The following is a 23139-nucleotide window of genomic DNA, read 5'->3' as shown; positions in this document are numbered from 1 at the left end:
TTCCTATAAAACTAAACACAATAGTTTAAAAGCTAGAAATCCTTCCCTCTATTAATGAGGGGGGATGGCTGTATTCGGGAATATTTTATGAGTGTGAATGAGTTACTTAATGAATTAAAATTGTCTGGTTGCAAACTGGAAGTTGAAGGAAGTAATTTAAGGGTGAAAGGGCTTTGTTGATCAAATCAGGAAACCAACGAGGGTGTTCATAGTTCTGTGTCAGCGTAAGTCACAGATCCACATATTGATCGACCCTGTCTGGGAAGTGGATGCTCAACTGAGATAGCGTCAGGTTCCAGTTTTGCACCGGATGCGTCCACTTCTCGGAGGCCTTCAACATCCCTGCGTAGAGCAGCTTCCGCAAGCTGGTTTCGTTGGCGAAGCCGCCCTTGGTTTTAGTCAGTTTGCGGAACTGACGGTGCTCCGCCTCAACCGCATTGGTGGTGTAGATGGCCCGCCGGATCTGCTCGGGGTACTTGAAGTATACCGACAGATTATCCCACTTGCTGCGCCAGGATTTGATAACTAGCGGGTACTGTTTGCCCCATTTCGCTTCCAGCTCATCCAGCGCATGCTCCGCGGCATTCTGTGTAGCGGCCTTGTAGACACACTTGAGATCCGCCATAAAGGCTTTCTGATTCTTGCTGGCAACGTACTTCATGGAGTTGCGGATCTGGTGAATGACGCAGATCTGCACTTCCGTTTCGGGATAGATGGTTTCAATTGCTTCCGGAAAGCCTTCCAGGCCATCTACTGAGGCGATCAAGATGTCTTTGACGCCGCGGTTCTGCAAGTCGGTCAGCACACTGAGCCAGTAATGTGCGCTTTCATTATCAGACAGATACAGTCCCAACAGCTCTTTTTTACCCTCAACGGTTAGACCCAATATGGTGTATATGGCTTTGGAGACGAAGCGGCCATTCTCCTTGATTTTATAGTGAATCGCATCCAGCCATACGAAGGGATAAAGCGGCTCCAGATCCCGCTCTTGCCATGCTCTGAGTTCAGGCACTAAGCGGTCGGTGATGGCGTTGATCGTGCCATTTGAGATGCGCATACCGTAAAGGTCTAAGAGGTGCTCTCGGATGCTCTGATAGCTGTTACCCAGAGCGAATAGGGAGAGGATCTTCCCCTCCATCTCGTCTGTCAGACGGGTCTGGTATTTCTTGACCGTCTGAGGCTCGAATGAGCCGTTGCGGTCTCTCGGAGTTTCCAACTCAAACTCACCCGAAGATGTTCTGACGGTCTTTTTAGAGGAGCCATTCCTGCGGTTGGTCGAGGTCTCTTTAGTCAGGTGTTCGTCCAGCTCTGCCCCCAGAGCAGCTTCAGTGATCTGCTTGATCAGCGGCGTGAGCAGGCCATCCTTGCCATTGAGGTTTTGACCGGATTGAAGCGCCTTGGCAAATGCCTGGATATCGATTTCGTACTTATCAGCCATGATGTGTCTCTCCCTTTTTCAGTAAGTGTAGGAAAAGACACAAAACTTTGAACACTACCGAGCTTGTCGATGAATTACCACTACACCTTACCCGTTTTCATGGTTGTGGGTTGGGTGATAACTTGGATCACCAACAAGCACGTGCTGTGTTGGCGACTCGTTTGTGTTCGCTGTCTCAGGGCGTGTCAGGGGTTAGTTTAGAGCTTTTGCAGCAAATCGTTACCTTAATCAATCATGATATTGCTCCACACATACCGCAGGAAGGCTCTGTCGGCGCGAGTGGTGATCTTATCCCTCTATATTATTTGGCCGCCTCACTTATTGGCGAGCGGGAAGTGATCTATAAAGGGGAAATCAAGCCAACAGCAGATGTATACAGCCAGCTCGGTATCTCGCCGATTAAACTTAAACCCAAAGAGGGGCTAGCTTTGATGAATGGCACTTCAGTCATGACAGCACTAGCTTGCCTTGCATTTAAACGCGCAGAATACTTGGCGCAAATCTCTACCAGGATCACGGCCATGGTTTCTGTTGCCATGCAGGGCAATGACTTCCATTTTGATAAAGCCTTGTTTGCCGTTAAACCTCACCCGGGTCAGCAGCAAATTGCAAGTTGGCTGCGTGAAGATTTACAGACCAATCGTCCTCCACGCAATAGCGATCGCCTTCAAGACCGCTATTCTTTGCGGTGTGCTCCTCATGTTATTGGCACGTTGCAGGATTCCCTCCCTTGGCTTCGTCAACTGATTGAAAATGAGCTCAACAGCGCTAACGACAATCCAATTATTGATGGCGATAATGAGTGCGTGCTGCATGGTGGCCATTTCTATGGAGGACACATAGCTCTTGCGATGGATACGCTAAAGACTGTTATTGCTAACATAGCTGATCTACTTGATAGACAAATGGCTCAGTTGATGGACTACAAGTTTAATAATGGGCTTCCGTTCAACCTAACAGGGTCAACAGGAAGTCGTAAGCCGATCAACCATGGCTTCAAAGCGGTACAAATTGGTATATCAGCGTGGACAGCAGAAGCGCTAAAGCACACTATGCCTGCCAGTGTCTTCTCACGATCCACCGAGTGCCATAACCAGGATAAAGTCAGTATGGGGACCATCGCTTCCCGAGACTGTCTTCGAGTACTTGAGCTGACTGAACAAGTAGCCTCAGCATCGTTGCTGGCAGCAACACAAGCAATAGAGCTTCGGAAGCGACAAGGGGAGCTCGAACAAGATCAAATTAGTCCTGCCTTGCTGGCAATGGTCAAGTCAGTTCGTAAGGATTTTGAAGTTGTCAATGAAGATCGGCCATTAGAGCAAGAACTCCGCTTATTTGTTGGCAAAATACAGCAGCAGAACTGGAAAATGTATAACTAGACAAGTGTTATACGATTTTTCTATTCATTGAAGCTAATAAAGCATCGGGCAGAGATGCTCGATGTGTTGTGGGGGGAGGATTTGTCTATCGATTTGTGCAGACGATATTTCAGTGCAATAGGTGGTGTGTGGTTATTACTTTCATGACAAAGTAATCGTGATAGGGTTACCGGATTTTTTGATGTCTTTTTGCTAATGTAAACATGTAAAAGGAATTGCATATATAAAGAGGTTAACCATGATCAGCCCGCTCAAGCACTTGACCATTCGCCAAACCTTGCTCGTTACTTTCTGTGTTCCAACATTGATGCTTTTGTCAATTATCGGGTGGCAAACCCATCAGCTGATGGAAAAAAGCGACCAGGCCGATATTGCCCAAGAAACTGTTGCCCTATTTCGCCTCTACGATGAGGTTGCCCACCAGTTTGCTGTCGAGCGGGGGCTCACGGCGGGGGTGATCGGGGCCAAAGGGCAAGGCCCACAGGTACAGGCATTGAGAAAGCAAAGAAGCGTGGCCGACAATGCCTATCAGGCGCTGCTGGCCTTCACCCCGCAAAGCCTGTCTTCACAGTCGGTAAGCCCATTACTTGAAGCCGTGCGTTCGGAGTTGGAGCAACGCCAAGGGATCCGCCAGCAGGTAGACAGCTTGCAGCTGGTGGACTCGCCCTTTGCCTATTATTCCAATGTGAACCGCTTGGCGCTGGATAACCTTGCGATCCTGCTGGCCCAAATCAGCAACGCAGATCTTAAGCAGGAGTTGCAAGGCTTGCTGCAGTTGTTGGTTGTTAAGGAGCAGGCGGGTATGGCGCGCGGTGCTCTCAATGGTGTGTTTGCCAGTAAGCAGTCGAGTCTCGACCGCTACGCGCAAATTCAGGGTTACATCAACGACGAGGCGTATGCGGTTCGTCAGGCCCGTTTGCTGCTCAGCGGCCAAAATCTGCAGCAGCTTGACGCTATTATCCGTTCACCGACCTGGCTGCAAGTCATGGATATTCAACAGCAATTCCTCGGGCAAAAAAATGCTTTGTCCGGCGTTATTGGGCCGAAAGCCCCCAGTTGGTTTGGGTTAGCGACTGAACGAATTGCTGCGGTGAAAGGCCTGCGTGATGTGATGGCGGCAGATCTGGCTGCCAAAGTGCAGGCAGAAAAACAGTTTGTAACCAATCAATTGTGGTTCTTTGCTGCGATTGTGGCGTTTGTGGTTGCGCCGTTGATCCTGTTTACCGTGGTTTCCCTCCGCCGCCTGACTCAGAGGGTGGCCGCGTTTTCAGCGCAGTTATCAACCATGGCGGCGACAAAGGATCTGACCATTCGCCTTGCCGATGATCGCGATGATGAAATTGGGGAGATCGGCAAGAAACTCGATAGGTTGTCAGACAGTGTCAGTGACACGTTGAACAAAGCACACCGGGTGGCCAACCAAACCCAACACGAGATGGCGGAGATGGTGAAGTTGATTGCGTTGGCCAGGACGGACAGTCAGGAAACCCATACTCGCTGTGACAGCATTGCCACCGCCATGACCGAGATGGCCCAAACCAGCGAGCAGGTGGCAGGCATCACCAATGATGCACAGCGAAGTACTGAGCTGGCTCGCGAGAGTGCCGAGTCGAGCTATGCCCAGAGTGAACAGTCGCAGCAGACCACTTCCCGCTTGCTGGAAAGCGTGAATGAAACATACCAGTGTATTGAGACGCTCGAGCAGCAGATGGAAGGGGTGACCGATATTCTGGATACCATTAATGCAATATCAGAGCAGACCAATTTGTTGGCACTCAATGCGGCGATTGAAGCGGCAAGGGCGGGTGAGCAAGGTCGGGGTTTTGCGGTTGTTGCCGATGAAGTGAGAACCTTGGCCCAGCGCAGCAAGAAATCAACGGAAGATATTCGTCAGTTGCTCGATGGGATTACCCAGAATGCCAAGGCTTCCTATATCAATATGCAGCAAAGCCGCGAAGCCACAGTTGAAACCCAAGGTGTGGTATCTGAAGCTAGAGCCTTGGTCGAAGGGTTGATTGGGAACGTTAATGAAATTGCCGAATTCAATATCGGCATTGCGACAGCGGCGAGCCAGCAATCACAGACGGCCCATAGCGTGGATGTCGATGTTGATGGTTTGCTGGATTTAGCGGGTAATACCATGCAGGCCATTGCCGATATTCATGACGAAATGAACCTGATCAAGCAGCGAATGACAGAGCTATCATTGGAAGTCGACAAGTTCCACATTCGCACCACGAATCAGTCACCAGAAAGCAGTGAATTTTCTATAACAGCGTCTCACTAAAATCGCATCAGGCCATACAGGGGCTAATTAGCAGGGGCTTTTTAGCCCCTGTTTATTGTTGGTAGGGTGCCATTCCAGAATGACTCAACAATTCCGTTGCACTTGGCATTATGGAGGCTGTTGCAGCGCCTAATAGCAGGGCGAAGATGACACTTGGTAGTCTTCGGGAAATCATACATTCGTCTCGTAGCAAGAGGTTGGGAATGCGGATAATCTACCTATTTTCGACTACCAAATGTGGTTATCAGTTATGCAGGCTACTTGAGTTTTTTTAGCTCAAGCGCTTCTCCCACCATTCGCGGGCCATCAACAAGGCTTGCTCTTGTTCGCTGCAAATACCCATCATTTTAAGCACAATCGCCAATGTTGATATCACCGCGCACTCGCCGTAATGGTTGTCTGCTTCGCCAAGCCAGACTTTTTGCAAGAATTCGCCACTGATCTCACCGTGTTTGCCTGATGCCCCTTCGAGGTAAGTCGGCCATTCTTCGGTGTAAAGTTGCCCTTGGGAGACACCAGACAAGCGGCATGCGGTACGGGGGCTACGTTCACTTTCGCCGCCTTCCCCCTTGAAGGCAACCATGTTGTTGTCACCCACCAATTGGGCTGCTTCGGCATGCAGTTGCTCATAGCCTTGGTGGAAGATGCCATGGATGGAGTACGTCGCTGCGGTTGGGTTAAGTGCACGGGCAACCGTATTGAGCGGTGTCCTTAGGCCGACCAAATTGCGCAGTGCCAGTAAGTCGATGAGAGGCGCGCAGTAGCTTGAGAGCGGGATGTAGCAAATATTATCCTCGGCAAGGATACGTCTCGCATCATCGGGCGTCGCAGCCTGTTGGATGTTCAACGCTGGGCAGGCACTTTCTACCTGGTATTTGATGGCATCGACAGCCATATGACCGCTCAGCATCACGCGGATACCGTTCTTTGCCAGCAGTTTGGCTGCTAACAACAACCAGGGCGGCTGACGGCGCTTGCCAGCGAAACAAGGCCAATCAACATCAACGTCTAGCTCTTGCCATTCAGATGAAATGCGTCCGCGCAGTGATTGAATATACCCTGCCGCCTCTTCGCTGGTCTCACAGCGTACGCGTTGCAACATGAGTAAGGTGGCAAGTTGCAGTAGTTCGGCCTTGCCGTCGAGATACATATCCAGCGCTTCTCGCGCTTCATCTTGGGTGAGTGGACGACGGCCCTTTTCTCCGCGGCCAACGTGTTTAATGAACTCTGAAAATGCTGTCATGGTGTCTTCCGTGTAAATGTACCCAAGTCATTAGTTGACCTTAACTTAGGTATATTAGCACTAAGGTAATAAATTTATTCACAATAATGAAACAGGGGCCGGTTCTGGTTCTGGGCAAGGGGTTAGGTCAGGCTATTTCTACACTTTCGTCGTCGATTGCCTACACTTATTTCTGGAAACTTAGTTATAAAGCAATCAATAGGGATAACCGGAGCGGGTATGAAAACACTGTTTACGCCAGGTAGATTGACACTAGGAACGTTGACGTTTGGAGCTATGTTGACACTGATGTCCTTTGCATCCAATGCTGCCGAGGGCAGGGCTATAGAGTACAAGGTCAATGATGAACCCTATGAGGGGTATTATATTTCGCCTTCTGAAGACGCACCGCTGGTATTGCTTATCCATGACTGGGATGGCCTAACCGACTATGAGGTTAAACGGGCTGAAATGTTGGCAGAGCAGGGTTACGCTGTGTTTGCCGCCGATCTATTTGGTGCAGGGGTAAGGCCGACGGAGGTGAAAGACAAACGTCAGCATACCGGCGAGCTCTATAAAGATCGGCAGAAAATGCGTGACTTGATGAATGGCGCGTTGCAGATGGCTGACTCACTTGGCGCCAATACCGACAAAGCCGTAGCGATGGGGTATTGCTTCGGTGGTGCTGCAGTGTTGGAGCTCGCACGCTCTGGTTCAGATATGAAAGGTTTTGCTACCTTTCATGGCGGTTTAAAAACGCCTGAAGGGCAGGACTATTCCAAGGCAAAAGGCAATATCTTGGTTCTTCACGGCGCGGCGGATACCGCGATCCCAATGTCTGATTTTGCTGTGTTATCTGGGGAGTTAGAAAAAGCCGGTGTCAGCAATGAAATGATTGTCTATAGTGGTGCGCCGCATGCATTCACTGTCTATGGCTCAGATAACTACCGCCAAGATGCCGATTATAAATCTTGGCAGCGCTTTCTGACCTATCTTGATGATGTAAAGTGGTAAATTAGAAGTCACTCAAAGATGGACCAGCATTGATATTTTGAAAGCCAGCAGCCAGAGCCAGCCTGCTGGCTTTTTGCTAGCTGAACCTTTGTAATGAGCCACAGTCAGAATACTCATTGTTGTATGAGAAAAGATAAGGATGATAAATATGCTCTATGTCACGACTCCCGAAGTTTATGGACGAGAAATCAAGGAAGTTCTCGGTACGGTTACAGGCAATGTGGTTCAGTCCAAACACGTTGGCCGCGATATCATGGCCGGTTTCAAGACTATCTTTGGTGGAGAAATTCGCGGCTATACCGAGATGCTGACCGAAGCGAGGCAGGAAGCCACCCAGCGTGCAATCGCCGAAGCAGAAGCCTTGGGTGCCGATGCGATAGTGAATGTGCGCTTTACCACCTCTGCCATCATGCAGGGCGCATCTGAAATCTTAGTGTATGGTACGGCGGTGAAGCTGCGCTAAATCGCACTATCCAGTTCCGAAAATGGCTAGTATTGTCCATGTTGCGGGGTAGACTAAAAGAAGCATTAGCCACCCTGCAAATCAACAATAGGCCAAGGACACACTACCATGATGACCCCCGCCCAATGCCAGCAAGCCCGCTTGGCTCGGGACAGACGTTACGATGGACTGTTCTTCACTGCGGTGAAAACCACAGGCATTTATTGCCGCTCTATTTGCCCAGCTCCCGCCCCGCTGGAGAAGAATGTCGAATATTTCCCGTCAGCCGTCGCTGCCGCGCAAGCAGGCTATCGCCCTTGCTTGCGTTGCCGGCCTGACAGTGCCCCGGGCTCGCCGGCTTGGCAGGGCAAAAGCACCACCTTTGTTCGGGCACAACGGTTGATAGACGAAGGGGCACTGATTGAGAATGACTTGGCGCAGCTAGCTGAAAGGCTTGGTGTAACTGACCGCTATTTAAGGCAGCTGTTTAATGAAGAGATGGGCTTGTCGCCCAAGGCGTATAGCCTTTACCAGCAGTGTCTGCTGGCGAAAAAGCTGTTACATGAGAGCCAATTGCCTATTACCGATATCGCGTTAGCGAGTGGGTTTAATAGCATCCGCCGGTTCAATGACTGTTTCCAGAAACACTTCTCGCTCACCCCGTCGCAAGTGCGCAAGCAGCTTAATGAGGTTCAGAAGGGAGGGGGTAAAGAGGATCACATCCAAACGGTCACAGTGAGTTTGTCCTACCGTCCGCCCTATGACTGGCGCTCGGTGCAGGATTTCTTTGCCTCTCGCCTGATTGAAGGGTTGGAGTGGCTAGACGAAAACAGTTATGGCAGAACGTTCGGCAAGGAATACGGCCAGGGGTGGTTTACCGCTGTCCATGAGCCGGATAAATCACGCTTTAGCGTAGAGCTTAACCTTGCAGATCTTCAATGCCTACCTCGCGCTATTGCCAATATCCGTCGTTGTTTGGACTTGGATGCTGACTCCGGTGTGATAGACCGTGCTATAGAGCAGGCAATGGGGCAGCCCTTGGTTCAAACTGGCCTGCGTTTACCGGGGACTTGGAGCCCTTTCGAGGCGGGGATAAGAGCCATATTGGGCCAGCAGGTATCGGTAAAAGCGGCGCGGAACCTAGTTGAGAAGCTCATTCTAATGAATCCGGACAACCATTGCGGGCGGCTGTTTTTTCCCGAGCCTCAAGCGCTATGCGGTTATGACCTCAATCAGTTGGGGATGCCTGAGCGACGCCGTGAGACATTGCGGGTGTTTGCCCGATATGTGTCTGAGCAAGGCATTGAAGACCCGAATGATTTATTGGCGTTGCCGGGCATTGGCCCGTGGACGGTGGATTACCTTAAAATGCGTGGCATGAGCGATCCCAATATCTTTCTTGTCGGTGACTTAGGGGTGAAAAAAGCGCTGCAGAAGCGAGAAGAGCAGCGCCTCGAGTGCCCCGATATGCCACCTTGCCAACCGGAACTGGCCGCGCCATGGCAGAGCTATTTGACCTTATATTTATGGAAAACATTATGAGTAACCAACTGATCAACACCCCCATTGGCTGGCTGAACGTATTGGCAAGCGACGATGCAATTATCGCGATTGAATTTTCTGCCGATCCTGAAACGCAGCAGCAACCTTCGGAGGTAACCGAGCGGTGCTGCCAGCAGTTGGCTGAGTACTTCACCGGCCAAAGGGAGCACTTTGATATTGAGCTGGATATGGCGGGGACGGCATTCCAGAAAACGGTTTGGCAGGCACTGAACGGTATCGACTACGGCGAGACGTGCTCATACGGTGATATCGCCAACCATATCGGTAACCCTAAGGCGGTTCGTGCTGTAGGCGCTGCTAACGGTAAGAACCCAGTCCCGATTATTGTTCCCTGCCACCGGGTGATCGGCAGCTCCGGCAAGCTGACAGGCTATGCGGGAGGGTTGGATATCAAGGTGTGGTTGCTTGAGCATGAAAAACAACATTTTGCCAAATAACCGTGTTCAACAGCCTCCAAGGTGATCCGCTGGTTTATTGATTTCCTTGATGTTGCAGCTGGCGAAAATCCGATAGGGTGGCATCAGTATCCAACTTTAGTTTTTGGTTTCTGTTTTTGGTGCCTGTTTCTGGTTTTAGTTTTGGAGTAAACAATGATTATTGAGCCCGTGATCAAAGGTGTCGTGGCGCGCTCGGCGCACCCTTACGGTTGCCAGCAGGCGGTACGCAAGCAAATTGACTATGTGAAACAAGCAAACCCTATTGTCGGGGGCGCTAAACGGATCTTGGTTCTCGGCGCTTCGTCTGGGTTCGGTTTGGCTTCTCGTATCGCCCACACATTTGGCGGGGCAGAGGCTGACACTATCGGCGTGTCATTCGAACGAGGGCCGAGCGAGAAAGGCGTTGGCAGTGCTGGGTGGTACAACAACATCTTTTTCAAGCAGGAAGCCGAGAAAGCCGGCCGTATTGCAACCAATATTGTGGGGGACGCATTTTCACCGCAAGTACGTCAGCAGGTGATCGAGGTGATCAACAATGATCTCGGTGGCAAGGTTGATCTAGTGGTGTACAGCTTGGCAACCGGTGTTCGTCCTAACCCTGAAACCGGAGAGATGTGGCGCTCGGTGATCAAAACCACGGGTAACCCCGTGGTGGGACCGACTTTGAACCTGGAAACCGACAGCCTGGCTGAGATGACGGTAGAGACTGCGACCGAGCAGGAGATTGCCGATACGGTAAAAGTGATGGGCGGTGAGGACTGGGCAAGCTGGATACAGTGCTTATCGGAGGCGGGTGTGCTGGCGCAAGGTTGCCGCACTGTAGCCTATTCCTACATTGGCCCAGAAGTGACTTACCCTATCTACCACCATGGCACGTTAGGCCGGGCCAAAGAGCATATGCACAATACCGCTGAAACGCTCAATGGACAGCTTGCGGCGATTGGCGGCCAGGCCCATGTTGCCGTGTGTAAAGCCCTCGTGACCAAAGCCAGTGTGTTTATCCCGGCTTTCACCCCTTATATTTTGGCGTTGTTCAAAGTCATGAAGCAAAACGGCACCCACGAAGGCTGCATCGAGCAGATGCAGCGCTTGTTCAATGCGCGCTTTTATACCGCGGGAGGCGAAGTTACCGATGAGCAGCGCTTGATCCGCATGGATGACTGGGAGCTGGATCAGGAAGTGCAGCGGCAGGTCAGCGAAATTATGGCTGACATGACGGCGGATAACTTTACCGATCTGGGCGACTATGCCGGTTACAAGCAAGACTTCATGGAGCTAAATGGCTTTGGTTTTACCGGGGTCGACTACCAGCAAGATATCAGCCTTGAGAGCTTACAGGCGCTCCAACCTTAACGCCGCTTAGGTTACCTGGCGGCTTATTGCTTTGGATAAGCCGCCCTGTTGATACAATCGTCATTATATTGTCGCTTGAATATAGGCAATCATAATGGCGGTTTATATTTTCTCACTAATGAAACACCTTCTGTTGTGAAATTCTTCTTTGAGCCACGCCTTATCAGTGTAGAGATCATAAAACCTAAACATAGTTAATTCTGTAATAGGATAAATCTGGTCTAATCACCCAATAATCATTAGAATTAATGTAATAAAAGAACTAACAAAGAATGCAGTGATTATGGTTGAACGTCGTCACTTTAGTCGTATTTTGTATCAGGCTCCGGCTACGCTAATCAATGCCAATGGTGAATGGCAGGCGGAAGTTCGGGATCTGTCCTTACAAGGGGTGTTGCTGACCAAGCCGGAGAGCTGGTCTGTGCAACATCTTGACGATAAATATTTTTTATCGTTCTGCTTACACGACTCTGATATCGAACTGCGGATGGAAACCCAGTTGGTTCACCATGATGCTGCTTATTTACGTATGCATATCTTCCATATTGATTTAGAAAGTGCCGGGCACCTCCGGCGTTTGGTCGAATTAAATGTTGGCACTGATGAACTATTACATCGTGAGCTGGAACAGCTAACTGATTTGCAGCAACATCTCGATGAGTCGTGAATAGTCATCATGTCAGAAAACATTTGTATTTCGGTGTCCGATCATCGTGGCACCTCTCATTATTTAATTAACCGCTTCAAGAAACGTTATATCGCCTTTGCGGCGACAGCTTTAATTGCTGCCGCGGCGGGAGGAGGTTACGGTGTCTATAATCTCTACCAAGACAACCTCCATTCTAATCAGCAGTTGAGTCAACTTAACGTTCAGGCCCAGCAGCTCAGCGCTTCCTTGACTGAGGAGAGTGCGAGCAACCGTGAACTGGTTGCTGAGCTCAATGAGAAAAAAGCCGAATTAGATGCGCTTTCTTTGCGCATTGATGATGTGGAAACCATCCTTGGTCTGCAAACGGCAGAAGACGGCGAGGTGGTAACCCTTGAGGAGCGTGTTGATAGTGCGGCAATCAGCTCGGCGGTCAGGGGAACCTTGTTCCGTATGATCCCCAATGGCAACCCGACGCCGGGGATCCGCATGTCGTCGCAGTTCGGTACCCGGGTCCATCCGGTAACCGGTAAGCGTAAACGTCATTTGGGTTTGGACTTTGCGGCCAATACCGGCACGGAGATCTATGCCCCTGCAGATGGGGTGGTGGAAGTCACCCGGCCAAGCAACAAGGGCTCCGGCAACTTCCTCAAGCTGGATCACACTATGGGTTTTACCTCGACCTACTCGCATATGAAGAAATTCAATGTGAAGCGAGGACAATTCGTCCGCAAAGGTGAGCTTATCGGTTGGACGGGCAATACCGGTTTGTCGACAGGGCCGCATCTGCACTATGAGATCCGTTTTTTGGGACGGGCATTAAATCCTCGCCCATTCGTTGAATGGACGCCGGATAATTTTGATAGCCTGTTTGAAAAAGAGAAAACCGTCCAATGGGCGTCGTTACTCGATATGATTAATAATGTGGTATCAATGCAGGTTACGCTCACCCAGTCGCCTCATATTGCACGCCCGATCCAGACGGCAAGCAACGAAAAGGGCATAACTGGGGAAGAAGGCTAAGCCTTCGGGTGTTCTCTGCCTACTGGTTGAATATACGTCTGTGGAAGGAAACACTATGGCCCGTGAGCTTTATGTTGGTGTGATGTCAGGAACTAGCCTTGACGGTGTGGATACTGTCTTGGTCGCTTTTGAAGCGGAGCAAACCTCACGCCCTGAATTGTTGGCAACCGATGCTTTCCCAATGCCGGATAGTTTGAAAGCGGCCTTGCTAGATGTTTGCATCGGCCAGGCGACGAACTTAAAGCAAATAGGCCAGTTGGACCACCAACTCGGGCACTTGTTTGCCGATGCCGTTAATCAGTTGCTGGAAAAGGCAGGGGTTGAGGTATCTGAGATAACCGCTGTGGGCAACCACGGGCAGACGGTGTTCCACCAACCTGATGGTGACTACCCATTTACCATGCAGCTGGGGGATGCCAACATTGTCGCGGCTAAAACAGGCATTACCACCGTGGCGGATTTTCGCCGTAAGGATATGGCACTCGGTGGCCAGGGCGCACCTTTGGTGCCGGCTTTCCATAAGGGCTTGTTTTCAATGCAGGCATCGACGACGGTTGTCTTGAACATAGGCGGTATTGCCAATATTTCAGTGTTGCGCCATGAACAGCCTGTGCTTGGCTATGACACTGGGCCTGGCAATATGCTGATGGATGCCTGGGTGTACCTTCACCATGGGCAGAAATATGACAAAGATGGGGCCTTTGCGGCATCGGGTACCGTTAACCAGCCTTTGCTGGACAAGCTGATGGCTGACCCTTACCTGTCCCGCCCATACCCGAAAAGTACCGGGCGTGAGTACTACAACCTACCATGGCTGGAAGCGCAATTGAATGGTATGGGTGAAGCTGTCTCTGAGCAAGACGTACAGGCAACGCTGCTGCAGTTTACTGCCCAGACAATTGCTGACCAGGTGGCGCCATTTGCCCAAGGCGATCACCCCCAGCTGCTGGTGTGTGGTGGTGGTGTGAATAACCCGCTGTTGATGCAGCGCCTTGCCGAGCTACTGCCTAGCTGGTCTGTTGGCAATACCCGCGATGCCGGCATTGATCCGGACTACATGGAAGCGATGGCTTTTGCCTGGCTTGCCCGTCAGCGTATTCATGGCCAACCGAGTAATGTACCTGAAGTAACCGGTGCTTCTGCCCTAGCGTCATTGGGTGTGATCTATCCTGCGTGAGTGGACAAATATGATGTTGAGCGTGTTTTTGTCAGAAATGAATGTGTGATTACTCATAAGCATTGTTTTTCACAAAGCGATGGTTTACAACCATATATGCCATGGGTGTATGTGGTAAGTAGTGAGGTTATACATGATGGGTCAATGGCGACATGGACTGTTGGTAGTGTTGTTGGTCGCAGGCAGTGCGCACGCGGTAAAAGATCGTGACCTCGGCGAGATCTTTATTGAAGAGTCTAACTCTAAGCAAGCGCTTGAATTTGTCGGCCAAGGCAGCCGACCTGTAGACAATACCGGACGAGATAAATACAGTATCTACCAGAACAAGAATATCCAAGATCCCACCGAATTCGGTGCCGGCCTGAAATTTAATGCCACTGATGACTTCAGTATCTCCGTAGAGGCGGGCGGTGCTGTGGTGGACGATAGCGACTTGGATATTGATAGCGGTGCGGTGAAATTTGAGTTGAGCTATTAATACTTATATTACTTTCCCAGTAGGGATTTGGGGACGCAAGCTACCTGCCCATTATTGCCACGTGTTGATTTACGCCGACTCCTCAGAGGAGGCCGTTGAGAAGTTCAAGTCGAACTTCTTGGCACCGCTTGGTGACATATATTTGAAACCTTCAAAGCTATCCTCGGTAAGAAGTAGTTATCTAGTTGCTTTTTTAGGTAAGTATCTAATTACTTTGAAATTGGTTGGTCATTGACCAATAGAGTTTAAATAATAGCCGGCACTGTAAAATGTCGGTTAATTCTCTCCTCCCTTAACATTTGAGCGTTTTCGTCGTTTTAATATTTCGGCTTTTTACCGCAGTGGAAATATTATGAAAAAAATAACGACGCTATTACTGGCGCTGGGAATGTCCTTATCAATGGGGGCCAAGGCCGAAACAGGGATCGGCCTGTCAGTCGGCGACCCTTTCTGGGGAGTGGACATGAAACACAACGGCTTTCGGATCAATGTCAGTCTGGATGATCAGTTTGGTGTGGGCGTAAATAAAACCTACGGTGTGCAGGGCACCCCTTTGTACCTGTTCCTTGGGGGCCAGTACGTCGACCGCAATAAGCATTATGTGGCAATTACGCCAGGTATTGGTGCCGAGTTCCGTGTTCGCCCTATGGGTTTCTATGTTGATTTGACCCCTGCGGTATATCTGGATGAGCTGGATATTGAGCTAGAAGCGAGAGCGGGCTTTAGAGTTTACTTCTAACGTGTCAGTTGGGACTTTCACCCATCTCTTTCTCAATTGTCCTCTCTGAAAAGACAACGGCTCGTTATTTAGCAAAAACTGAAAACCGCTCACTGTTGAGCGGTTTATTTTAGTCAGAGGTGATTTCAAGCATCGATTCGGTAACGAGATATTCCTCATAGCCTTCGTGCCATGCTGAAACAATTTCTGGCTCGTTGGCTAAATGGCGGCATTGGCCGTTATATTTGGCACCATTTAAGCCACTTTCATAAATAGACTCAACATCGCAGTATTCGGCGTTGCCGCGCACAAAGCCATTGTTGTATTTTTCAACTTGCGATTTATCGACAACGTTCAGAAAAGTCAGCTCTGTGCTGGAACGTTGGTGTTGTCCATTAGTACCATCTTTGAACCCAAGCAATTCCCATTGATTGTCTTTGGCAAGTTCGGTATCGGTACTAGAACAACCTAGCAACGAGAGTGTGACAAGGATAGGAGTGAGTAGCTTCATTCGACAGGTTCCTCAATATTAAGCCCCTATTAAAATAAAGCAGCTGACCTCCTATATGTCGACTCCGGCACCTTCTTACTTTTGCGATACTCGGATCAATAGATTTAGTGGCGCAACGGGCGTGCTTTTTCGCTCTGTGGCAAAAAAAACGGCGCTGCAGCCATAAGCTGCAGCGCCGTCGTTAAATTATGTTCGAATTACTTCTTAAGGTTTGTGAAGTAGTCGAAGATAACTGGTACATCGTTGTTACCCATGCCTGCATCAACAGCAGCCTGTAGGCTAGTAGAAGTACCTTGAGCGATTAGAGACTCAGTACCTAGCTCTTCACATAGAGCAAGGAAGTAACCAAGGTCTTTGTTTGCGTTAGCAACAGAAAAGCCTAGTTTCTCTTCACCGTCTACCGCGTAGAACTTACAGAACTGCATGAACGGAGAGTTAGAAGGACCCGCTGACATGATGTCGAATAGCTGCTGGCCGTCAACGCCTGCTAGCTTAGCGACTGCGAACGCTTGAGACATAGTCGCAACAGTTGTCATACCCATGAAGTTGTTCACAAGTTTAGTCACGTGACCTGAACCTAGTGCACCTAGGTGGAATACGTTTTCGCCTTGCTCGTCAAGAACCGGCTTAACTTTGTTGAAAGTTTCGATGTCACCAGCAGCCATGATGTTCAGAAGACCATCTTTAGCGTGAGCTGGAGTACGGCCTAGAGGAGCATCGATCATGCCAGCGCCTTTCTCAGCAAGGTCAGCACCGATCTTCTTAGTAGAAGCTGGGATAGAAGTACCGAAGTCGATTAGCGTTTTGCCTTCAGACATACCCGCTAGGATACCGGTTTCGCCGTAAACGACTTTCTCAACCACTTCAGACGTTGTTAGGCAAAGCATAACGATGTCACTTTTCTCAGCCAGCTCTTTACCAGAAGCAGCTTCAGAAGCGTTGCCACGAGCTAGAACTGCTGCAACTGCATCTTTGTTAAGATCCATTACGTTAACTTCGTAACCACGGTTTTGAAGGTTCTCAACCATGTTGCCGCCCATAAGGCCAAGACCGATGAAACCAATTACTGGTTTAGTCATTTCAGACTCCTACTAAAATACTATTGTATGACTATATGGCTTTAGGATATACGTCTGCTCGCCTTAAAGCAAATGTAGATTGTTGTGAAATCTCCGCCAGTTCACAGTTTTTTGATCTGGGCCAGCTCTAAGCTGATTTTGAATTGTGATCTGGGGAGGTATCGTGCTAGTGAGGGAAATTCAATAGCAAATACCTCCCCGGTGAAAAGCCGTCGATTTAGTGGTAATTCAGCTCTGCCGCTTTGCTTTGATCAAACTCATTGAGTGTCTTGCGCGCCAGATGGCGGAATGGGATGGCCTTGATACACTCCTCGAACGGCATGACAGCAAACGCCCAGAACAATGGGGCGTCGAAGAATTGGATGAGGATAGCCAACAGGGGCAGTGATACCAGCCATTGACCGGAGAAATTGATGGCGAAGACGGCTTTGGTTTTGCCCAGCGCCCTGAGTGCATGGCCGTGCACAGTGTTATAACCGCGCACCAAAGGCAGCAAGACGTAGAGCGGGGCAATGACGGCCAGTGCCTGGAAGGTTTCAGGCTCCATCTCTGGGTAGATAAACGGCAAGCACAAGCTCAGGGCGAAGAAAAACACGCTGGTAATTATCGATAGGATCACTGCAATCTTGATGCTGGTATCAACATTTTCTCGCAGGTCATCAAGCTTGTTGGCACCTATGGCTTGGCTGATCAGGATCGCGGTTGAATGGGCCGCAGCGGTGGTCATTTGGGTACCCATGCGGATCCACGGCATGATCAACGTAATCGCTACGTAGGCATATAGAGTCAGCTGTGAGTACAGCAGTTGGTAGATCGTCGCGCCGACAGCCAGCATTGCCACATTGGCGGCAATTGGGAAAATCTCACCGAAGTGGCGTTTGGTTAGGTAGATGAAATGGCTGATTTTTCCCGGTTTGCGCAGGGTGATCATGTCGTCCATGCGTACACAGTAAACCAGGAAACCGGTACGGACTACAATCGCCACTAAACTACCCAGGGCAGCCCCCATTACCCCCAAACCAAGCTGGTGGATCAGCAGGAAAGTGGTCACTGTATTGACCGGCAGCTCCAGCAGATAGCCTTTGAACGGGATCTTGGTTTTGCCAAGGCCATTGAAGCAAGCAATGATCACTTGGGTTAAGGCACTGAATAGCAGGGTGAGAGTGGAAATTTGCAGGTAACTGACTGTTAGTGCTAATAGTTCAGGATCTTGGGTGATGTAGCCTACCAGCTGTTCACCGAAGATAAACAACAGTAGCGAGAACAAGATCGCCACCCCGAAGTTGATTGCCATTCCGCTTAGGATTGAATCGCTCAATGCATCAGAGCGGCCTGAGCCATAGGCCCGGCTGATCACCAGTTGGGTGCCGTTGGCGAGGGCGTTTTGAAAGCCAAGCAGGAAGGCAACAATGGCCGTGGCGATACCAATAGCCGCAACAGGAACTTCTCCAAGTGGTGAGATCAGCAGGGTGTCGATAAGTAGCATCGACTGCATAAGAAATGCATTCATGGCGAGTGGCCATGCGGTTTTCAGGTTTTTCTTAACAAACGGAGAGAGTTGCAAGAGGGCTCCTTGTTGCACAAATGATTATTGGAAGTGATGAATTGTATTATTATATTTCAATCTATTCTCTCACTTCCAGAGCCTTCTTGCTGAATATCCGTTCTGATTTGTTAACCGCCAGCCGCGCTTGTTCCTTTGCCATGCTTTTCTTCAATCAGTGCACAGAATAGTTGGCTGGCCGTTGCGATAAGTCCATCTGGGAAGTCGTAGTCAGGGTTATGTAACTGGGGATGCGATTCTCCGCTACCGATACAGAACAGCACACCAGGCCACTTGGCGAGGAATTCAGCGACATCCTCAGACCACCTCATTGGCTCATCGATGCTCTCAATAGGCAGGCCGAGTGACTGCGCCTGCATGATAACTTGCTGGCAATGCGATGGTGAATTTACGACGGCGTTGAACCACTCCTGCCAAGAGACTTCGTAGTGAAGGCCCTTCTTCTCGCATAGCACACGGATTTGCTGTTCGACGAGTGCCTTCATCGCTAATAGGGTATGGGTGTTTTCGCTGCGCAAAGTGGCAAGTACCTTGGCATACCCCGGTGCGGTACCAAATGCCGCTTCGCCATTTACGGTTTCCCCGAGTGAAGCACGAACAACAGTCGTGAGGGTAAATTCATCGGGAAACTGTTCGGGTAAGTTTTGAAGTAGCTTGATCAGTTCTGTCATCGCGAGTGTTGGCGCTATCCCGTCTTCAGGTTTAGCCGCGTGGGATGTCTTGCCCATTAGCTCGATGGTGACACCGGTTGAGGCACAAGCGAAGGTATCAGGTTTGATCACTATGGCATTGAGCGGGTAACCGGGTAGGTTATGGTAAGCATAGACATTGTCGATATGCTGATTGGCAAGCCATGGATCTTGCAGCATGGCTGCAGCACCAGCACCGGTTTCTTCTGCGGGCTGGAACAGCAATAGTACCCGACCGGAGAGCGGAGGATATTCTTTTAGATGTTTGGCGACCACCATCAAAGAGGCGGTGTGTCCGTCATGGCCGCAGGCATGCATGATGCCCTCATGACAAGAGATATGCGCATGGCTGGCTTGTTCTAGGATTGGAAGGGCATCGAAATCTGCACGAAGCAGGCTGGTTTCACCTGGCATTTCGCTATCGCACTCTACCACAATCCCATAGCCGCCTAAGTCCGTTCTTGGCGATAAACCGAATTGATGCAGTTGTTGAGCAATGAATGCTGCGCTTTGGCGCTCTTGGTGTGACCGCTCAGGGTATTGATGAAGGAAACGGCGGAAGGCAATAGGGTCAAAGGATTCAATCGGCGAAATCATAACAACTCGTACAGCAATATTGTTTAGGTTGCATAGCTTACGCCGATTTTTTTGGGGCCGATGTGATGGTTATCGCAGGGTTTAGCCGCTCTTTTGATTGATTCATTCGGACAAATCGAGCTCAAGTGGTAATTCATCTTCCCAATTATCCACAATAAATTGTCGTTTTTTCTCAAGCCGTTGTTGAAGAGAGTGCACGTAGTCTTCTGACTCTTTCAACTGGCGGGCCAGTTCGAAGGCAATCGCTTCGAGCTCCTCAAAGCTAAAATTATCGTCTTCTGTATTGAAGTAATCTTGCGGGCTGTAGCTTTCAAATTCGAACTGGGGCGCAGAAGGTGCTAAGGCCCGTAAGCGTCGCTCTTCTTGAAGGTGATCAAACAAGAAAAAGCTGGCGGTGAGAAAAGTAATGAGTGCACTGGCGCCAAATAGTTTACGAAACTGACCACTTTCTTTGAGTGCTAACAGGGTCAGTAAACCACATACAATGCATAGCAGTATCAGTACCATTCCTTTGTCACCTTAATCGCTTACCTTTAATGATTAGGTTATCAAAATGAATAGTTAGTCACTATGAACATTCTGTTACTGAATGTTCATAGTGAGATGACGATTATGATTGAAGCTTGGCGAGCGCTGCTATCAGGGCATCCAAGCCTGCATCTACTTTGCTTTTCGGGCAGCCGACATTCAAACGAATATAGCCCTTGCCCTCTTCACCATAGGTATCACCGCGCATGATAGCGACCTTGTGCTCGTGAATAAGAATGTGCTGCAGAGCGTCCATATCAATGTTGAGCGGATTAAGATCGATCCAAGCCAAATAGGTGCCATCCGGTACTTGATAGTTAATCGCAGGAAAGGCGTTGTTGAGCCGCTCAGCAACGGTGAGTAAGTTTTGTTGTAGGTAATCCTTGAGTGAATCCAGCCAGTCATCGCCTTGTTGATATGCCGCAATATGGGCGATGATGCCAAGGATGGACGGGGAAGATAAACCGTGCGCCGCTTTGAGTTGTATCAGATATTGTTCTCGTGACTGTTGTTCGGGAATGAAGGCGTAGGCACCTGTCAGGGCTGGGATATTGAATGATTTCGACCCTGAGCTCACCAGTGCCCAGTCGGTGTTGGGCGCTATTTCCGACCACGGTATGTAAGTGGAATAAGCCATGTCCATGTGAATATCATCAGAGATCACTTTAACGTTGTGGCGTTGGCAAATCTCCGCCATCCGCGTGAGCTCATCACGATGCCAGACCCTGCCGGTCGGGTTTTGCGGGCTGCACAGTAATAGGACTTTACAATCATCCCTCTTGGCTTGTTGTTCAAACTGCGGCCAGTTAATTTCGTACCCCTGATCCGTTTTGAGCAGTGGGCTGGCGAGCAATTTTCTCTGGTTGGCTTTTAGCATATTGCCAAAAGCATCATAGGCTGGGGTATGGACCAACACCCCCTCACCGGGCTGGCTCCACAGGGTAATAAGCTGGGCAATAATGTAGATCACCGAAGGGCCGTAGACCAGCGATTGAGGATCAAGCTCAGCCTGATAGCGTTTGGCAAACCAGCCGGCAATAGCCTGCTTGAAGTCATTATGGTTCCAGCGGCTGTAGCCCAGTACGCCGTGGGTCAGGCGCTGCTGCAAGGCGTGCTGGATACAGGGAGCCGTTTCAAAATCCATATCCGAGATAGTAAAGGGTAGTAAATCGGCCTCGCCAAAACGGTCTTGGACATAATCCCACTGGGTACAATAAGTGCCGTAGCGGTTAACGGGAGTGGAGAAATCAAACATAAGTGCCTCGCAGAACAACGTATAAGACTGCGCTCTGGTTGATGGAAAAGCGCAGTCTTATACCGTGCGGGGAAATCTATCCCCGCAGGTAACTATCAGTATTGATTGTGTTTTTGCTTAAGCCGGCATCAGGCTTTGGATTTCATTTTTCACCAAATGAACCTGAGGGCCAATCACCACCTGAAGGTTGTGGGCATCAAGTTTGACAACGCCCAGTGCGCCATTGGCTTTGAGTACGGCATCATCAACCAGCGACATATCTTTTACTGACAAGCGCAGGCGGGTGATGCAGTTATCCAGTGATTCGATGTTATCGGCACCGCCCAGGGCATTGAGGATGATATCGCCTTTGTAGCCAGTGGTTTTCTCACCGGTTACTGCCGCGGCAATCTGCTCGGCACTTTCGACTTCGCGACCTGGTGTTTTCAGGTTGAAGCGGGTGATGGCAAAACGGAACACCGAGTAGTAAACCGCAAACCAGATCCCGGCAACAACGGGCACCAAGTACCATTTTGTTGCCGTACCCTGGAGAATACCGAAGATGAAGAAGTCGATGATATTACCGTCGGTGTTACCGATTGTGACATCCAGCAGCCCCATCACCATGAAGCCAAGGCCAGTTAGTACGGCGTGGATCAGGTAAAGCGCCGGTGCGACGAACAGGAATAGGAATTCGAGCGGCTCGGTGATACCACCGACGACACAGGCAACCACACCCGATAGCAGTAGCGCTTTAACCTTGCCACGGTTTTCAGGGCGTGAGCAGTGGTACATCGCCAGTGCAGCACCCGGTAGGCCACCTAGGAAAGCAGGCATCTTACCCTGGGACAGGAAAGCCGTCGCCGAAGCCGAGAAGCTTTCGGTGGTGGTACAAGACAGCTCAGAGTAGAAGATATTCAGCGCGCCGCTAACGGTATTGCCACACACTTCCATGGTGCCACCGGCTTCGGTAAAGCGGATCAGGGCTACCAAGATATGGTGCAAGCCAAAAGGAAGAAGCAGACGTTCGCCGGCACCGAATAGGAATGGGCCAAATGGGCCTGCGTGGGAAATCGCCGTACCCACGCCGTTGATACCTGCTGCGAAGTAAGGCCAAATTAGCGGAACGATAAGGCCGACCACACCGAGCACAACCGTGGTGATGATAGGGACAAAGCGGGCACCGCCGAAGAAGGCCAGTGCATCAGGCATCTTGTAGGTGTAGAAACGGGCATGCAGTTTCGCCACGATGATACCGACAATCACCGCACCTAAAATACCGGTGTCGATGGAGTCGATACCAATGATCGATTTCACGCCGTAGGCCGCTTCCTGCTCGGCATTGCCCAGTACGCCGGCAACAGTGAGGTAGAAGTTAATGGATAGGTTCAGTGCTGCGTAACCCACAAAACCGGCAAAAGCGGCCACCCCTTTCTCTTCACGCGCCAGGCCCAGCGGAATGGCTACGGCGAACATGACGGGCAGGTAGATGAAAGCGACCAGACCGATCTTGGTCATCCACATGAACAGCAATTGCAGTGGCATGAAATCTAAAAACGGGATGCTCTCTTTTACCGCGGAGCTCGACAAAGAGCTGCCGACACCGAGCAAAATACCGGAGAACGCCAGCAGGGCGACCGGTAACATGAAGGTTTTTCCGAGGCTCTGGAAAAACTCCCATAGGGTTAACACCGATCAGTTAAGCCATTGATCAGTTGAATGATCCTACGGTTGAGTGAAAATACCCTCAGACATTAAGT

At 50.1% G+C, this 23139-nt stretch carries 20 protein-coding genes and 1 pseudogene; 12 read left to right on the top strand and 9 right to left on the bottom strand.

The features are described 5' to 3' along the window. Positions 1 to 229 precede the first annotated feature (229 nt). A complete protein-coding gene (locus R2X38_RS25780) occupies positions 230 to 1438 on the bottom strand; it encodes an IS256 family transposase (protein WP_317525218.1) in 1209 nt (402 codons plus the stop codon). Between the two features lie 62 nt (positions 1439 to 1500). Between R2X38_RS25780 and hutH the strand changes: the two are divergent. Together hutH and R2X38_RS25770 are read left to right on the top strand one after the other, a co-directional pair. Further along, positions 1501 to 2817: pseudogene (gene hutH / locus R2X38_RS25775) on the top strand (HAL/PAL/TAL family ammonia-lyase); the annotation flags it as partial. A gap of 238 nt (positions 2818 to 3055) precedes the next feature. Beyond that, positions 3056 to 5104, top strand: coding sequence for a methyl-accepting chemotaxis protein (locus R2X38_RS25770; RefSeq protein ID WP_317525217.1), 2049 nt, complete (start codon positions 3056 to 3058; stop codon positions 5102 to 5104). Between the two features lie 271 nt (positions 5105 to 5375). On the opposite strand, the gene R2X38_RS25765 is transcribed toward R2X38_RS25770, so the two are convergent. Further along, a complete protein-coding gene (locus R2X38_RS25765) occupies positions 5376 to 6347 on the bottom strand; it encodes a glycosyl transferase family protein (protein ID WP_317525216.1) in 972 nt (323 codons plus the stop codon). A 276-nt stretch (positions 6348 to 6623) separates the two neighbouring features. On the opposite strand from R2X38_RS25765, the gene R2X38_RS25760 reads away from it, so the two are divergent. The 10 genes from R2X38_RS25760 (at position 6624) to R2X38_RS25715 (ending at position 15198) form a co-directional block, all read left to right on the top strand. Beyond that, positions 6624 to 7340: a dienelactone hydrolase family protein gene (locus tag R2X38_RS25760; RefSeq protein WP_317525224.1), complete on the top strand. Its 717-nt coding sequence runs from the start codon at positions 6624 to 6626 to the stop codon at positions 7338 to 7340. 148 nt (positions 7341 to 7488) lie between these two features. Then, positions 7489 to 7803 (top strand): heavy metal-binding domain-containing protein, encoded by a 315-nt coding sequence (locus R2X38_RS25755; protein ID WP_107299531.1) that lies wholly within the window; start codon positions 7489 to 7491, stop codon positions 7801 to 7803. Between the two features lie 108 nt (positions 7804 to 7911). Beyond that, on the top strand, positions 7912 to 9324 hold the full coding sequence (locus R2X38_RS25750) for a DNA-3-methyladenine glycosylase 2 family protein (protein WP_317525215.1): 1413 nt from the start codon (positions 7912 to 7914) through the stop codon (positions 9322 to 9324). After that, a complete protein-coding gene (locus R2X38_RS25745; protein ID WP_317525214.1) occupies positions 9321 to 9782 on the top strand; it encodes a methylated-DNA--[protein]-cysteine S-methyltransferase in 462 nt (153 codons plus the stop codon). The genes R2X38_RS25750 and R2X38_RS25745 overlap by 4 nt, the downstream gene beginning before the upstream one ends. Before the next feature lie 153 nt (positions 9783 to 9935). Beyond that, a complete protein-coding gene (gene fabV, locus R2X38_RS25740; protein WP_317525213.1) occupies positions 9936 to 11135 on the top strand; it encodes an enoyl-ACP reductase FabV in 1200 nt (399 codons plus the stop codon). 283 nt (positions 11136 to 11418) lie between these two features. Then, positions 11419 to 11802, top strand: coding sequence for a PilZ domain-containing protein (locus R2X38_RS25735; protein ID WP_317525212.1), 384 nt, complete (start codon positions 11419 to 11421; stop codon positions 11800 to 11802). 9 nt (positions 11803 to 11811) lie between these two features. After that, positions 11812 to 12804: a M23 family metallopeptidase gene (locus R2X38_RS25730; protein WP_317525211.1), complete on the top strand. Its 993-nt coding sequence runs from the start codon at positions 11812 to 11814 to the stop codon at positions 12802 to 12804. Positions 12805 to 12859: 55 nt separating this feature from the next. Then, positions 12860 to 13981: an anhydro-N-acetylmuramic acid kinase gene (locus tag R2X38_RS25725; protein WP_317525210.1), complete on the top strand. Its 1122-nt coding sequence runs from the start codon at positions 12860 to 12862 to the stop codon at positions 13979 to 13981. A 136-nt stretch (positions 13982 to 14117) separates the two neighbouring features. Further along, on the top strand, positions 14118 to 14459 hold the full coding sequence (locus R2X38_RS25720; RefSeq protein WP_317525209.1) for a hypothetical protein: 342 nt from the start codon (positions 14118 to 14120) through the stop codon (positions 14457 to 14459). A gap of 352 nt (positions 14460 to 14811) precedes the next feature. Beyond that, positions 14812 to 15198, top strand: a complete 387-nt coding sequence (locus tag R2X38_RS25715) for a hypothetical protein (RefSeq protein ID WP_317525208.1) — start codon at positions 14812 to 14814, stop codon at positions 15196 to 15198. A 109-nt stretch (positions 15199 to 15307) separates the two neighbouring features. Here R2X38_RS25715 and R2X38_RS25710 read toward each other — a convergent pair whose 3' ends face one another. The 7 genes from R2X38_RS25710 to malX form a co-directional block, all read right to left on the bottom strand. Then, positions 15308 to 15688, bottom strand: a complete 381-nt coding sequence (locus tag R2X38_RS25710) for a DUF2799 domain-containing protein (protein ID WP_317525206.1) — start codon at positions 15686 to 15688, stop codon at positions 15308 to 15310. A 197-nt stretch (positions 15689 to 15885) separates the two neighbouring features. Continuing rightward, positions 15886 to 16767 carry an NAD(P)-dependent oxidoreductase gene (locus R2X38_RS25705; RefSeq protein ID WP_317525205.1) on the bottom strand — a complete coding sequence of 294 codons (882 nt, stop codon included), beginning with the start codon at positions 16765 to 16767 and terminating at the stop codon, positions 15886 to 15888. Between the two features lie 217 nt (positions 16768 to 16984). Then, positions 16985 to 18331 (bottom strand): MATE family efflux transporter, encoded by a 1347-nt coding sequence (locus R2X38_RS25700; RefSeq protein ID WP_411186006.1) that lies wholly within the window; start codon positions 18329 to 18331, stop codon positions 16985 to 16987. 110 nt (positions 18332 to 18441) lie between these two features. Then, positions 18442 to 19617 carry an amidohydrolase gene (locus R2X38_RS25695; protein ID WP_317525204.1) on the bottom strand — a complete coding sequence of 392 codons (1176 nt, stop codon included), beginning with the start codon at positions 19615 to 19617 and terminating at the stop codon, positions 18442 to 18444. A 102-nt stretch (positions 19618 to 19719) separates the two neighbouring features. Continuing rightward, the gene (locus R2X38_RS25690; RefSeq protein WP_317525203.1) at positions 19720 to 20124 is read right to left on the bottom strand and encodes a hypothetical protein; all 405 of its coding nucleotides are present in this window, start codon (positions 20122 to 20124) and stop codon (positions 19720 to 19722) included. 103 nt (positions 20125 to 20227) lie between these two features. Beyond that, positions 20228 to 21400, bottom strand: a complete 1173-nt coding sequence (locus R2X38_RS25685; RefSeq protein ID WP_317525202.1) for a MalY/PatB family protein — start codon at positions 21398 to 21400, stop codon at positions 20228 to 20230. A gap of 117 nt (positions 21401 to 21517) precedes the next feature. Further along, positions 21518 to 23071, bottom strand: coding sequence for a maltose/glucose-specific PTS transporter subunit IIBC (gene malX, locus R2X38_RS25680; protein WP_317525201.1), 1554 nt, complete (start codon positions 23069 to 23071; stop codon positions 21518 to 21520). Between the last annotated feature and the right edge of the window lie 68 nt (positions 23072 to 23139).

Source organism: Photobacterium rosenbergii (assembly GCF_033022775.1).
Taxonomy (GTDB): Bacteria; Pseudomonadota; Gammaproteobacteria; order Enterobacterales; family Vibrionaceae; genus Photobacterium; species Photobacterium rosenbergii_A.
The sequence above is the reverse complement of the archived record's forward strand: the minus strand, read 5'-3'. Positions and strand labels throughout refer to the sequence as shown.

Excerpts from the sequence above, each read along its gene's own strand:
- R2X38_RS25705 (WP_317525205.1), bottom strand. The coding sequence starts at position 16,767 with ATGACTAAACCAGTAATTGGTTTCATCGGTCTTGGCCTTATGGGCGGC.
- R2X38_RS25735 (WP_317525212.1), top strand. The coding sequence starts at position 11,419 with ATGGTTGAACGTCGTCACTTTAGTCGTATTTTGTATCAGGCTCCGGCT.
- R2X38_RS25780 (WP_317525218.1), bottom strand. The coding sequence starts at position 1,438 with ATGGCTGATAAGTACGAAATCGATATCCAGGCATTTGCCAAGGCGCTT.
- R2X38_RS25715 (WP_317525208.1), top strand. The coding sequence starts at position 14,812 with ATGAAAAAAATAACGACGCTATTACTGGCGCTGGGAATGTCCTTATCA.
- R2X38_RS25750 (WP_317525215.1), top strand. The coding sequence starts at position 7,912 with ATGATGACCCCCGCCCAATGCCAGCAAGCCCGCTTGGCTCGGGACAGA.
- R2X38_RS25730 (WP_317525211.1), top strand. The coding sequence starts at position 11,812 with ATGTCAGAAAACATTTGTATTTCGGTGTCCGATCATCGTGGCACCTCT.
- R2X38_RS25765 (WP_317525216.1), bottom strand. The coding sequence starts at position 6,347 with ATGACAGCATTTTCAGAGTTCATTAAACACGTTGGCCGCGGAGAAAAG.
- R2X38_RS25770 (WP_317525217.1), top strand. The coding sequence starts at position 3,056 with ATGATCAGCCCGCTCAAGCACTTGACCATTCGCCAAACCTTGCTCGTT.
- R2X38_RS25755 (WP_107299531.1), top strand. The coding sequence starts at position 7,489 with ATGCTCTATGTCACGACTCCCGAAGTTTATGGACGAGAAATCAAGGAA.
- R2X38_RS25690 (WP_317525203.1), bottom strand. The coding sequence starts at position 20,124 with ATGGTACTGATACTGCTATGCATTGTATGTGGTTTACTGACCCTGTTA.
- R2X38_RS25685 (WP_317525202.1), bottom strand. The coding sequence starts at position 21,400 with ATGTTTGATTTCTCCACTCCCGTTAACCGCTACGGCACTTATTGTACC.
- R2X38_RS25720 (WP_317525209.1), top strand. The coding sequence starts at position 14,118 with ATGGGTCAATGGCGACATGGACTGTTGGTAGTGTTGTTGGTCGCAGGC.
- R2X38_RS25725 (WP_317525210.1), top strand. The coding sequence starts at position 12,860 with ATGGCCCGTGAGCTTTATGTTGGTGTGATGTCAGGAACTAGCCTTGAC.
- R2X38_RS25710 (WP_317525206.1), bottom strand. The coding sequence starts at position 15,688 with ATGAAGCTACTCACTCCTATCCTTGTCACACTCTCGTTGCTAGGTTGT.
- R2X38_RS25745 (WP_317525214.1), top strand. The coding sequence starts at position 9,321 with ATGAGTAACCAACTGATCAACACCCCCATTGGCTGGCTGAACGTATTG.
- fabV (WP_317525213.1), top strand. The coding sequence starts at position 9,936 with ATGATTATTGAGCCCGTGATCAAAGGTGTCGTGGCGCGCTCGGCGCAC.
- R2X38_RS25760 (WP_317525224.1), top strand. The coding sequence starts at position 6,624 with ATGTTGACACTGATGTCCTTTGCATCCAATGCTGCCGAGGGCAGGGCT.
- R2X38_RS25695 (WP_317525204.1), bottom strand. The coding sequence starts at position 19,617 with ATGATTTCGCCGATTGAATCCTTTGACCCTATTGCCTTCCGCCGTTTC.